The organism is Aminobacter niigataensis (assembly GCF_014200015.1).
GTDB classification, from domain to species: domain Bacteria; phylum Pseudomonadota; class Alphaproteobacteria; order Rhizobiales; family Rhizobiaceae; genus Aminobacter; species Aminobacter niigataensis.
On the sequence record NZ_JACHOT010000003.1, the window covers coordinates 313,134 to 325,734 of the forward strand.

Genomic DNA, 12,601 nt, shown 5'->3' on the forward strand with positions numbered 1-12,601 from the left:
CAGCCGCGCGTCCCCCGACCGACGAAGCACCGGAAAGCCACCACCATGTCGAAACTCATCATGCGCGGCGTAAGCAAAGCTTACGGCGCCACTCTGGCCTTGCGCCGCGGCGACCTGACGGTCGAGGCCGGCGAAGTGCATGTGCTGATCGGCTCCAACGGCTCCGGCAAGAGCACGCTGTGCAAGGTGCTGGCCGGCAGCGTGCGGCCTGACGGCGGCGAAATCCTGATCGACGGCAAGCCGGTGACCATCACCGGTCCGCATGCGGCGCGCGAGCACGGCATCGGCATCTTCTACCAGGAGCTCAGCCTGGCCGGGCACCGGACGGTGGCGGAAAACATCTGCCTGCCCGACATGCCAGGCGGCATCTTCGTCGACCGCAAGGCGCTGGAGATACGCGCCGCCCGCTACATCGCCCTGTTCGAAACGGTTGCCGGCGAAGGCTTTTCTGCGGAAGCGGTGGTGGAGAACCTGCGCGCCGACCAGCGCCAGTTGGTTGAGATCATGAAGGCGCTGGCAACCGAAGCGCCGATCACCATCTTCGACGAACCGACGTCGGCGCTCGACCGGGCCCAGGTCGACCGCTTCTTTGATATCCTGCGCGGCCTGAAGGCCGATGGCCGCAGCATCATCTTCATCTCGCACCGCATGGACGAGATCTTCGCCATCGGCGACCGCGTCACCGTCATCCGCGACGGCGAGACGGTGGGCACCGAAAACATCGCCGACACCAACCCGGCCGCGGTGATCCGGCTGATGGTCGGCGGCCAGGATGAGCTTGCCGCCGGCGCCAGCGCCCCGCCGGCCGCGGCGACCGACCGCAAGGCGGCCGTGCTCAAGGCCGAGAACTTCTCCGGCAAGGGTTTTGCCAATGTCAGCTTCGAGGTCGCCAAGGGCGAGATCCTCGGCTTCGGCGGCCTGCACGGCCAGGGCCAGTCAGCGGTGCTGCGCGCCATCTTCGGCGCCAACCTTGCGGCGGGCGGTACGATCACGCTCGGGGGTTCGGCCTTCACGCCGTCCAATCCACGCACCGCCATCCGGCGCGGCCTCGCCTATGTCTCCGGCGACCGCAGCCGCGACGGCATCATCCAGGGCCGGCCGATCATCGAAAACGCCACGCCGATCCACTATCTCCGGCAGAAGCTGCAACTAGCGCGACCGGCGGCGCTGGCGGCACGGGTGAAGCCGGCGCTCGAGGCGCTGCATACCAAGTTCGGCGGGCTCAGCCATCCGATCAATTCGCTGTCGGGCGGCAACCAGCAGAAGATCGTCATCGCCCGTTGGCTGATCGACCGGCCCGACGTCCTGTTGCTCGACGATCCGACCAAGGGGATCGACCTGTCGGCCAAGGCAGACCTGTTTTCGCTGATCCGCAAGCTCGCCGAAGAGGGCATGGGTATCGTGCTCTACTCCTCCGAAGACGCCGAATTGCTCAACAATGCCGACCGCATCCTCGTCTTCAATGGCGGCTCGGTGCGGCGCGAACTCACCGGCGCGGACCGTACGCGCTACAATCTCTACCAGGCAGCTTACGAGGCCGCGTGATGACAACCGCGACCATTTCCACGCAAAAGCCGGGCGGCGGGCTCAAGCGTCTCGTCGAGCGCTACCCCTTCTTGCCGGCACTGCTGATCGCGCTGGTGTTGCTGGCGCTCAACGGCCTCTACCAGCCGCGCAGCATCAGCTTCATCGGCATCACCGGCCTGGTGAAGACCTATCTCGCGCTGATGATGCTCGCCATCGCCCAGACCTATGTCGTCTATGCCGGCGACATCGACCTGTCGGTCGGAGCCATCGTCTCGCTGGTCAATGTCGTCATCGTCGTGCTGATGGAAAAGATGGGCGGCAGCGGCTTTTCGGTGGTCGCGGCCCTCGGCGTCGGCCTGCTCACCGGACTGGCCTGCGGCATCGTCAACGGCATCGTGGTGGCTGCACTCAGACTGCAGGCGATCGTTGCCACCTTCGCCACCAGCATCTTCTTCACCGGCCTGGCGCTCTACGTGATGCCTGTCGCCGGCACGCCGGCACCGGCCGCGTTCTGGCGCACCTATGGCGGCCGCTTCTTCGAAATCCCGTTCGTCTTCTACGCCGCGATCTTGCTGGCCATCGTGCTCTACGTGCTCGCCCGCACTCGTCTCGCCACCCAGTTGCTCGCCGTCGGCGACGACGCGCAGGCAGCCTTCCAGAGCGGCCTGCCGGTGACCAGAATCCGCATCCAGGGCTATGCGCTCTGCGGCCTGTTCGCGGCACTCGCCGCCTTCTGCATCACCGGCGACACCGCCAGCGGCGACCCGCTCGTCGGCGGCAAGATGACCCTGTTCTCGGTCGCGGCCGTGGTGCTCGGCGGCAGCGCATTGTCGGGCGGCTTCGGCACCGTCGTCGGCTCGATCATCGGGGCGCTGATCATCGGGCTCATCAACTCGCTGGTGTTCTTCGTCGGCACGCCGTCGGAATGGCAGAACCTGGTGCAGGGCCTGGCCATCCTGATCGCGCTGATGGCCGGCGTGCTCGTCGGCCGGAGGGCACGCGCATGACCGCCACCACGCAAACCCAGGGACGCGCGCCGTCGCCCATGCTGACCTTCCTCAAGCAGCCGCTGGTCGTGGCGCTGATCCTGATCGTCGCCCTGCTCCTGCTCGGCGAGACGCTCTCGCCCGGCTTTGCCTCGGCCCAGCAGATCCTCAGGCTGCTGATCGTCGCGGCTCTGCTCGGCATCGTCGCCGCCGGCCAGAACCTCGTCATCCTCGGCGGCCGCGAGGGCATCGACCTGTCGGTCGGCGGCGTCATCTCACTCAGCGCCATCATCGCCGGCAACGTCATGAACGGCGCCGACAGCGCCATCGTGCCGGCGGTGCTCGCCTGCATGGCGGCCGGCGCCTTCATCGGCCTGATCAACGGCATGGGGGTGACGCTTCTGCGCATCCCGCCGCTGGTCATGACGCTCGGCATGCTCGGCGTGCTGCAGGGCCTGCTGGTGGTGGTGCGCAACGGCATCCCCTCGGGCTTCGCCGCACCCGGCCTGTCGCGCTTCGTCACCCAGCCCTTCCTGCTCGGCCTGCCCGGCATCATCTGGCTGTGGGTGGCGATCGGGCTGCTGATGGCCTTCATGCTGACCCGCACCGTCTACGGCCACCGCATCTATGCCATCGGCTCCAACGAGCAGGCCGCCTACATGGCCGGCGTGCCGGTCAGGGCGATGCGCATCTCGCTGTTCATGCTGTCGGGCGTGTTCGCCGCCATCACCGGCATCTGCCTGCTCGGCTATTCCGGCTCGTCCTTCGCCAATGTCGGCGAGCAATACATGCTGGCCTCGATCATCGCCGTGGTCTTCGGCGGCACGCCGCTGTCGGGCGGCAAGGGCGGCTACACCGGCACGATGGCGGGGGCGCTGCTGCTGGTCATCCTGCAGGGCATCCTGACCACGGTGCACATCGACGAATCCGGGCGCCAGATGGTGTTCGGCGCCACGCTGCTCTTGCTGATGCTGTTCTATGGACGCGGACGGGCGATGCGCGGATGAACGAGCGGCCCAAGATCAAGGACATCGCCGAGCGGCTGGGCGTCTCCGCGGCCACCGTGTCGCGCGCGCTCTCCGACAGCGGACTGGTGGCCGAGCCGACGCTCAGCCGCATCCGCGAGGTCGCCCGCGAGATGAACTACCGGCCCAATGTCAGCGCCCGCAATCTGCGCACGCAACGGGCAATGGCGGTGCTGATGGTGGTCCGCGACGTCGGCAACCCGTTCTATCTCGAGATCCTGAAAGGCGTCGAAGCCACCGCCCGCGCCGCCGGCTACTCCGTCCTGATGGGCAACACCGAAAACGACTCCGACCGCGAGGTCGAGTATTTCGACATGCTGCGCGATGGCCATGCCGACGGCATGATCCTGATGACCGGCAAGCTGCCGGCGCGCGAAGGCTTTCTCGATTCGGTCGCCGACGCGCCGATCGTGGTGGCGCTGGAGGAGATCCGCGACGCCGGCTTCCCGCATGTGATGATCGACAACGAAGGTGCTGCGCGCGACGCTGTCGAACACCTGATCGGGCTCGGCCACAAGCGCATCGCCCACATTTCGGGACCAGTGCCGGAGATCATGAGCGTCAGCCGCCGCAACGGCTACCGCGCCGCCATGCAGGCGGCCGGGCTCGCGATCCCCGACGGCTACGAGCCGGTCGGAGACTACCTGTTGCACACCGGCCAGCGGCTGTGCCGCGAACTGTTCGAGCTGCCGCAGCCGCCGACGGCGATCTTCGTCGCCAACGACGAAATGGCCTTCGGCGTCATCCACGAATTGCGCCGCCTAGGCCTCGACGTACCCGGCGACGTCTCCGTCGTCGGCTTCGACGACCTGTTCCTCAGCGAGGCCTTCTACCCGCCGCTGACCACCGTCAGCCAGCCGCGAGCCGAGATCGGCCGCGCCGCCATGAACATGCTGCTCGACATGCTTGCCGGCGGGCTGACGCCGCGCAAGCCGGCGATGCTGCCGACGACGCTGAAGATACGCGGCACCACGGCGCCAGCCCCGAAATGATTTCAGTTACCAGGAAATGAGGGATCGACCATGACCGGATTGCCCAAACAGCGGCTGCGCGTCGGCTTCGTCGGAAGCGGCTTCATCGCGGAATTCCACCTCAGGGGCATGCTCGGCGTGCGCAACGTCGACGTCACCGGCGTCTACAGCCGCAAGGCCGAGAACCGCGCCCGCTTCGCCAACCGCGTCGCTGAACTCGGCCTCGGCGAATGCACCAGCCACGACAGCCTGGAATCGCTGGTCAATGCCGACGATGTCGACGCGATCTGGATCCTGTCGCCCAACTACACGCGCCTCGACGTGATGCGCACGCTGCACGCAGAGGTGAAGGCAGGCCGCAGCAAGGTCATCGCGGTTGCCTGCGAAAAGCCGCTGGCCCGGACCATCGCCGAAGCGCGCGAGATGCTGCGCCTGGCCGACGACGCCGGCCTCAACCACGGCTACCTCGAAAACCAGGTGTTCTGCACGCCGGTCATCCGCGGCAAGGACATCATCTGGCGCCGCGCCGCCTCGGCCACCGGCCGGCCCTACCTGGCGCGCGCCGCGGAAGAACATTCCGGCCCGCACGAACCTTGGTTCTGGCAGGGCGACAAGCAGGGCGGCGGCGTCCTGTCCGACATGATGTGCCACAGCGTCGAGGTGGCGCGGCACCTGCTGACCAAGCCTGGTGCCGAGCGCAAGTCGCTGACCATCAAGTCGGTCAGCGGCACCGTCGCCAACCTCAAATGGACGCGGCCAAACTATGCCGACCAGTTGAAGAAACGTTTCGGCACCGAGGTCGACTACCGCAACCGCCCGTCCGAAGATTTCGCCCGCGGCACCATCCTGCTCGAGGACGAGGACGGCAACGAGCTGGTGATCGAGGCGACGACCTCGTGGGCCTATGTCGGCGCCGGACTGCGCATCCAGCTCGAACTGCTCGGGCCGGAATACGCGATGGAGTTCAATTCGCTCAACACCGGCCTCAAGGTGTTCATGTCGCGTGAGGTCAAGGGCGCCGAAGGCGAGGACCTGGTCGAAAAGCAGAATGCCGAACAGGGCCTGATGCCGGTTCTTGAAGACGAAGCCGGCATCTACGGCTATACCGACGAGAATCGTCACATGGTGGAGTGCTTCCGCAAGGGCGAGAAGCCGATCGAAACCTTCGACGACGGGCTTGCGGTGGTCGAGATCCTGATGGGGCTCTATCGCTCTGCCGAGATCAACGGAACGGTCAGCTTCCCTGCCCCCGAACTCGAAAACTATGTGCCGGTGGTCGCGCGCACCGGCGCGTGACCATACTGACACACGAGCGTCCGCTCCCATCGGGGCGGATGCTGCAATAGCATAGGCAGACCTTATGACCGTTCCGACGCTGCTCGTTCTCGGCAATGTCAATGTCGACCTGGTGCTCGGCGAAGTCGACGGCTGGCCGGCCGTCGGCACCGAGGTGGTCGTCGACCGTTCCGAGATGCGGCCGGGAGGCTCCGCCGGCAACACCGCACTTGCGCTGGCCGGGATGGGCGAAGCCCACCTGATGATCGCATCCGTCGGCAACGACCCGAACGGGGCGTGGCTGAGCGGACAGTTCGATGCCGCCTCGTGCGAATGGATCGTCGAGCCGTGCGATACGACGCTGACGGTCGGCATCGTCCACAAGGGCGGCGACCGGGTGTTCTTCACCACGCCGGGACATCTGCAGCGTGCCAGCCTCGAAGACCTGATCGAGCGGCTGCCCCAGGCCCCGGGCGACAATGCCCTGGCGCTCATCTCGGGCGGACACCTGATGCCGCGCATCGAGGCCGGCACGACGACGCTGCTCGAAGCGCTGTCGGCAAAAGGCTGGCGCACCGCCATCGACCCGGGCTGGCCGCCGGTCGGCTGGACCGAGGCGAACAAGCGGCAGGTCAGCGACTGGATCGCCGCCGCCGACATCTCGCTGATCAATGCCGAAGAAGCGAAAGGGCTTGCCGGCGTCGACGATCTCGACACTGCTACCGCCCTACTCGTCCGGCAGATCGGTTCCGCGCATACGCTGGTGGTCAAGGACGGCGCGCAGGGCGCCCACGCCTATGCCGGCGGCGAGCACTTTCATGCGGCATCGCCCAGGGTCGAGGTCATCGACACCGTCGGCGCCGGCGACACCTTCAATGCCGCCTTCCTCGCTTCCCTTGCCAAGGGCGGATCGCTCGGCGCAGCACTTGCGCGCGGCGTCGAGACGGCAGCCCGGGCGATCTCGACCTTCCCGCGGCGCTACAGCGCCTGACACGGCGCGAAGGTAAGCAGCCCTGACGAACGGGTACGGCCACTGTATTCGATGACCTTGCGTGGAGCCCCGCACACGTTCGGCGAGAGTCGTCAAATCGCTCGAAGCACGTTATATTTGAGATGGTGAAGGTCGCGGTTTTGGTGTGACCACTCATGCCGAGCCCGGGCCGCGACCCACCCCAAGGAGGAGTGGTCATGGCAAGCTTCCATGTGTACGCAGGCGCCACCAATACGCTCGAGCATCCCGCCATCCGCCGGATAACGGTCGCGGATGTGTTTGACGCCCTGCGACGTGGCTTCGAAGACTTTTGGGACAAGCCGTCGCATTACGTTTTCCTGTGCCTGATCTACCCGATCGTCGGGGTGTTTCTGATCACATGGACATCGGGCGGCAACGCCCTGCAGCTCATTTTCCCGCTGATGTCGGGATTTGCCTTGCTCGGGCCATTCGCCGGCATAGGCCTGTACGAGATCAGCCGAAGGCGCGAGCAAAACCTCGACACGTCCTGGAGGCATGCCTTCGATGTCAGGCAGTCGCCAGCCATTCCTGCAATGGTGGCCATCGGCATCATGCTGCTCGTGCTCTTCGTCGCTTGGCTCCTGGTCGCGCAGGGGCTGTACGGTTGGCTTTACGGGCCGGACGCCCCGCAGTCGACGGCAGCGTTCTTCAGCGATCTCTTCACCACCCAGCGTGGCTGGACGCTGATTGTGCTCGGCAATCTGATCGGATTCCTGTTCGCCCTGGTGGTGCTCTGCACCACTGTCGTCGCCTTCCCACTGCTGCTCGACTGCGATGTCGGTGCCTATGCCGCGATCGAAACCTCGGCACGGGCGGTGCGGGATAATCCGGTTCCGATGCTGCTGTGGGGCCTGATCGTCGCGGTCGCGCTGCTGATCGGGTCCGTGCCGTTCCTGGCGGGCCTCGCCATCGTCATTCCGGTGCTCGGCCACGCGACCTGGCACCTCTATCGCAAAGTCGTGGACGTCCCGGACGACAAGAAGACGCCACTGCCACCTGCTCCCGTCGAGGGGGACGATAGACACTTCCCATATTGGCTTCGCTGATAGTCGACGAAGCCAAGCCGAACAGAAGCCGCGCGGGCGATCTCGACCTGCCCGCGCCGCGACCGCGGAAGCTGACTAAGCCGAGATGCCGTCGCGCGGGAGGCTCTCGGCCGACAGGCGGTCGAGATGCATGCGGATATGGGCGGCCTCGGCCGCGGTGTTGGCGAGCGCAATCGCCCGGCCGAACGCCTCGCGCGCGTCCTCGGCGCGTCCGAGCTGCATCAAGAGCCCACCCTTGACGCCGAAGAAGTGGAAGTAGCCCGCGAGCTTGGGCTCCAGCGGCTCGATCAGCTTCAGCGCCGCTTCCGGGCCGCGCAGCTTGGCATAGGCAACAGCCCGATTGAGCGTGACCACCGGCGACGGCGTCATCGATTCCAGCACCGAATAGAGCAGGTCGATCTCGGCCCAGTCGGTGTCCTCGGGCCGTGCGGCGCGGGCGTGCAGTGCGGCGATTGCGGCCTGGATCTGGTAGGGACCGGAGCGGCGATGGCGCATTGCCTTGTCGATCAGCGCCAGGCCCTCGTCGATCAGCGCCCGGTTCCACAGGCTGCGGTCCTGGTCGTCCATCAGCACCAGTTCGCCCTCGGCATCGAAGCGGGCGGCGGCGCGCGCGTGCTGGAGAAGCAGCAGCGCCGTCAGGCCCATCACCTCCGGCTCGGTCTGGAACAGGCGCAGCAGCAGCCGCGCCAGCCTGATCGCCTCCTCGCAAAGCGGGGCGCGGTTGGCGATCTCGGTCGCACCTGCCGAATAACCTTCGTTGAAGACGAGATAGACCATGGCAAGCACCGCAGCCAGCCGCTCCGAGCGCTCGACCGGCCCCGGCGCCTCGAACGGCACGTCGGCATTGGCGATGCGCGCCTTGGCGCGGGTGATGCGCTGTTCCATGGCACTCTCCCCGACCAGGAAGGCGCGGGCGATCTGCTTGACCGGGATGCCCGAGACGATACGCAGGGCGAGCGCAATCTGCTGGGTCGCCGGCAGATCGGGATGACAGCAGATGAACAGCAGTCGCAGGATGTCGTCGCGGTAATGCGCGCCGTCGAGGCGTTCGACGACAGCACCCTCGACGTCTTCCAGGTCGGAGACGGTTTCCTCCGGCGGCATCGGTGCCTGCTTGTTGCGGCGGCGGGCGGCATCGATGCCGGAGTTGCGGCCGACGAAGATCAGCCAGGCGGCCGGATCACGTGGCGAACCGTTCTTCGGCCAGTTGCGCAGCGCGCGCAGGCAGGCCTCCTGGAACGCTTCTTCGGCGGTGTCGAGATCGCGGAAGTAGCGCAGCAGGGCCGCCACGGCCTGGGGCCGTGCCGAAGACAGTGCCGTGTTGATCCAGGCCGGGTCGGTCATACAGCCTCTCGTGCGGGAAAATAGGCGCCGATCGGGCGCAGTTCATAAGAGCCGCCGCCGGGATTGGCATCGGCAAGCTCCTTGGCGACATCGACGGCATCGTCGAGGGTGGCGCATTCGACCACGTAGAAGCCGAGGAACTGCTCCTTGGTTTCGGCAAAGGGGCCGTCGATGACCAGCGGCTCGTCCTTGGTCTTGCGCAAGGTGGTGGCGGCGGTCGTCGGCAAAAGGCGCGCGACCGGACCGAGGCGGCCTTGCTTGGCCAGCTTTTCGGTCACCACCTGAAGGCGCGCCATCACCTCGTCGTCCTGCTCCTTGGACCAGGCACAGACCACGTCTTCGTTGTTGTAGCAGAGGATCGCGTAGAGCATCGATTCAGTTCCTTCATGACTAGGACGCGCGAGTATGCGCAATTCCGACATGGCGTCGGCAATTTTTTTGCTGCCATCGGGAACCGAGGCCTTCGTCCGTCATGACGGCTTGTGAAAAACCAGGAGAGGTGCAGAAATGGCGTCGGTCTGGCGCGTGCAAGGCGCCCACAAGGTTGGAGGACGAGCGATGAAGAACGCCGAAATCTCACAACGCAAGATGCAGACCATCGCCCGCGGCGTCGGCATGACGACGCAGGTCTATGCCGACCGGGCCGAGAACTCCGAAATCTGGGACGTCGAGGGCCGCCGCTACATCGACTTCTCCTCCGGCATCGCCGTGGTCAACACCGGCCACCGCCACCCGCGCGTCATCGAAGCGGTCAAGGCGCAGCTCGACCGCTTCACCCACACCTGCCACCAAGTCGTGCCCTATGAGAGCTACGTCCGGCTCGGCGAAAGGCTCAATGCCATCGCGCCGATGAAGGGCGACAAGCGCACCGTCTTCGTCACGACAGGCGCCGAGGCGGTGGAGAACGCCATCAAGATCGCCCGCAACGCCACCGGCCGGCAGGCCGTCATCGCCTTTGCCGGCGGCTTCCACGGCCGCACCTTCATGGGCATGGCGCTGACCGGCAAGGTCCAGCCCTACAAGGCAGGCTTCGGCGCGATGCCGGGCGACGTGTTCCATGCGCCTTTCCCCGTGCCGCTGCACGGCGTGACGGTCGCCGACGCGCTGGCCGCACTTGACCGGCTGTTCAAGGCCGATGTCGATCCCGCGCGCGTCGCCGCCATCATCATCGAACCGGTGCAGGGCGAAGGCGGCTTCTACGAAGTACCGCGCGACTTCATGACGGCGCTGCGCAAGATCTGCGACCAGCACGGCATGCTCCTCATCGCCGACGAGGTGCAGACCGGCTTCGCCCGCACCGGCAAGATGTTTGCCATGGACCATCACGACGTCGCGCCCGACTTGATGACCATGGCCAAGAGCCTGGCCGGCGGCTTCCCCCTCGCCGCCGTCACCGGCCGCGCCGAGATCATGGATGCGCCCAATCCCGGCGGCCTCGGCGGCACCTATGGCGGCAGCCCGATCGGCATTGCCGCGGCGCATGCCGTGCTCGACGTGATCGAGGACGAGAAACTGTGCGACCGCGCCAACCAGCTCGGCGCGCGGCTCAAGCAACGGCTGGAATCGCTGCGCGACGATGTGCCTGAGATTTCAGACATCCGCGGCCCCGGCTTCATGAACGCCGTCGAGTTCAACGATGCGAAGACGAAGCTGCCCTCGGCGGATTTCGCCAATGCGGTGAGGCTCAAGGCGCTGGAGAAGGGGCTGATCCTGTTGACCTGCGGCGTCCACGGCAACGTCATCCGCTTCCTGGCGCCGATCACCATCCAGGACGAGGTGATGACCGAAGCGCTCGATATCCTCGAGGCCTCGATCAGCGAGGCAAGGGCGTAAGGCAGGGCATGTCAGTAGCCCTCATGGTGAGCCTGTCGAACCACGAGGGCGCTGGGAGCCATGTCCTGCCTGCCCCAAAACCCATGGTTCGACAGGCTCACCATGAGGTTTTTTGGGGGAGCCCTTCGTTCGGTCGCCGCCAGCCACCTTCCCCCGTCGACCATGGGAGAAGATACCCAGCTTTCGACGAATTCCAGGTTGGATGGCGAGCGAAGTGCCTCAGCCCGGCGGCTGCGCAGCCAGCGCCGCCTTCAGCGCTTCCGCGCCACCCGCTACTTGCTCCGCCTTCGGCGAGAAGCCGAGGCCGAGCATCTTGCGGCCGAGCATGTGATCGGCGGGGCGGTTGACGGACTCGATGGCGACAAGCCGCTCGCCGATGAAGTGGTAGACCGAAAAGCGGTTCTCGGCCGTGTCGCCCGACAGGATCTGGCGGTCGCTGCCGGACGTCAGTCCGACCATCTGCAGCTTCATGTCGCCGATATCGGACCAGAACCACGGCACGGCGCTGTAGTCGCCGCCATGGCCGACGATGGTCCGGGCGGCTAGCTTCGACTGGTCGGTGGCGTTCTGCACCGATTCCAGCCGCACATCGGAACCGGTCTGCCAGTGGCGATAACTGGCATTGTCGCCCACCGCCAGGATGTTGGCGACGGAGCTGCGCATCGCCTGGTCGACGCGGATGCCGTTGGCAATCGCCAGGCCCGCGGTCTCGGCAAGTTCGACATTGGGCACGACGCCGATGCCGATGATGACCATCTTCGCCGGCAGCCTTTCGCCGGCCGAAGTCAGCGCACCGGCGGCATGGCCGCCCTCGCCCTCGATGCGCTCGATGGTGGTCTTGAGCAGGATGCGGACGCCTGTTGCCTCAAGCCGCTTGCGCACATGCTCAGCAATCAGCGGAGCGACGGCGCGGCCGAGCAGCCGGTCGAGCGCCTCGACCACGGTGACGCGACGCCCGCCGGCGGCGAGCGTGGCTGCGATCTCCAGGCCAATGAAACCGCCACCGATGACGACGACGTCCTCGCAGGCAGCGCTATGGTCGCGGATCAACCGCGCATCGGCAACCGAGCGCAAGGACAGCACGCCGGCAAGATCGGCGCCAGGCAAGGGCAGGATGCGCGGCCGCGAGCCGGTGGCAAGGATCAGGTGGTCGTAGTCGAGGCTCTCGCCGCCAGCGAGTGCCAGGCTGTTGGCACCGGCGTCGATGCGCTCCACCAGCGTTCCCGGGCGGAAATCGATTGTGTGGCCAGTATAGAAGACCTCGCCGCGCAGCGGCTGCGGCTGGGCCGCCGGATCCTTGATGAAGGTCTTGGACAGCGGCGGCTTGTGGTAGGGCAGTTCCTTCTCGTCGCCGAGCAGGATGACCGGACCGTCATAGCCCTCCTCGCGCAAGCTGGCGGCGGCCTGGACCCCAGCATGGCCTGCACCGACAATCACGACACCGTTCTTCATGCCCGCCTCGCTGTTGGGGATCAACCGGGGAAATGGCCGTTGGCCCGCACGGGCACAAGGGGCCAGGGGCAGATTTTGGGGTGACAGCCAGATGGTGGCCTGTCAAGCGCGCAAGGCGGCATTTTGCCTG

General features: G+C 66.4%; 11 protein-coding genes. 8 read left to right on the forward strand and 3 right to left on the reverse strand.

The annotated features are described in order from the left end of the window. Window positions 1-45: 45 nt before the first annotated feature. The 7 genes from GGQ99_RS14545 (at window position 46) to GGQ99_RS14575 (ending at window position 7,842) form a co-directional block, all read left to right on the forward strand. The gene (locus GGQ99_RS14545) at window positions 46-1,545 is read left to right on the forward strand and encodes a sugar ABC transporter ATP-binding protein (protein WP_183263076.1); all 1,500 of its coding nucleotides are present in this window, start codon (window positions 46-48) and stop codon (window positions 1,543-1,545) included. After that, window positions 1,542-2,534 carry an ABC transporter permease subunit gene (locus GGQ99_RS14550; protein WP_183263077.1) on the forward strand — a complete coding sequence of 331 codons (993 nt, stop codon included), beginning with the start codon at window positions 1,542-1,544 and terminating at the stop codon, window positions 2,532-2,534. The genes GGQ99_RS14545 and GGQ99_RS14550 overlap by 4 nt, the downstream gene beginning before the upstream one ends. After that, entirely contained in the window at window positions 2,531-3,520 is a 990-nt protein-coding gene (locus GGQ99_RS14555) for an ABC transporter permease (RefSeq protein WP_183263078.1), read from the forward strand. Before GGQ99_RS14550 ends, GGQ99_RS14555 begins: the two co-directional genes overlap by 4 nt. Next, the gene (locus GGQ99_RS14560; RefSeq protein WP_183263079.1) at window positions 3,517-4,530 is read left to right on the forward strand and encodes a LacI family DNA-binding transcriptional regulator; all 1,014 of its coding nucleotides are present in this window, start codon (window positions 3,517-3,519) and stop codon (window positions 4,528-4,530) included. Before GGQ99_RS14555 ends, GGQ99_RS14560 begins: the two co-directional genes overlap by 4 nt. Window positions 4,531-4,560: 30 nt before the next feature. Continuing rightward, on the forward strand, window positions 4,561-5,805 hold the full coding sequence (locus GGQ99_RS14565; protein ID WP_108605792.1) for a Gfo/Idh/MocA family protein: 1,245 nt from the start codon (window positions 4,561-4,563) through the stop codon (window positions 5,803-5,805). Window positions 5,806-5,869: 64 nt separating this feature from the next. Beyond that, window positions 5,870-6,775, forward strand: a complete 906-nt coding sequence (locus tag GGQ99_RS14570) for a carbohydrate kinase family protein (RefSeq protein WP_183263080.1) — start codon at window positions 5,870-5,872, stop codon at window positions 6,773-6,775. 197 nt (window positions 6,776-6,972) lie between these two features. After that, window positions 6,973-7,842 (forward strand): DUF2189 domain-containing protein, encoded by an 870-nt coding sequence (locus GGQ99_RS14575; RefSeq protein ID WP_183263081.1) that lies wholly within the window; start codon window positions 6,973-6,975, stop codon window positions 7,840-7,842. Window positions 7,843-7,917: 75 nt separating this feature from the next. Here GGQ99_RS14575 and GGQ99_RS14580 read toward each other — a convergent pair whose 3' ends face one another. Both GGQ99_RS14580 and GGQ99_RS14585 read right to left on the reverse strand, forming a co-directional pair. Continuing rightward, the gene (locus GGQ99_RS14580) at window positions 7,918-9,186 is read right to left on the reverse strand and encodes an RNA polymerase sigma factor (RefSeq protein WP_183263082.1); all 1,269 of its coding nucleotides are present in this window, start codon (window positions 9,184-9,186) and stop codon (window positions 7,918-7,920) included. Continuing rightward, window positions 9,183-9,557 carry a YciI family protein gene (locus tag GGQ99_RS14585; protein ID WP_108605796.1) on the reverse strand — a complete coding sequence of 125 codons (375 nt, stop codon included), beginning with the start codon at window positions 9,555-9,557 and terminating at the stop codon, window positions 9,183-9,185. The genes GGQ99_RS14580 and GGQ99_RS14585 overlap by 4 nt, the downstream gene beginning before the upstream one ends. Before the next feature lie 187 nt (window positions 9,558-9,744). Here GGQ99_RS14585 and GGQ99_RS14590 point away from each other — a divergent pair, with 187 nt between their 5' ends. Continuing rightward, entirely contained in the window at window positions 9,745-11,019 is a 1,275-nt protein-coding gene (locus GGQ99_RS14590; protein ID WP_183263083.1) for a 4-aminobutyrate--2-oxoglutarate transaminase, read from the forward strand. Window positions 11,020-11,238: 219 nt separating this feature from the next. On the opposite strand, the gene GGQ99_RS14595 is transcribed toward GGQ99_RS14590, so the two are convergent. Beyond that, window positions 11,239-12,471: an NAD(P)/FAD-dependent oxidoreductase gene (locus GGQ99_RS14595; RefSeq protein ID WP_183263084.1), complete on the reverse strand. Its 1,233-nt coding sequence runs from the start codon at window positions 12,469-12,471 to the stop codon at window positions 11,239-11,241. Window positions 12,472-12,601 lie beyond the last annotated feature (130 nt).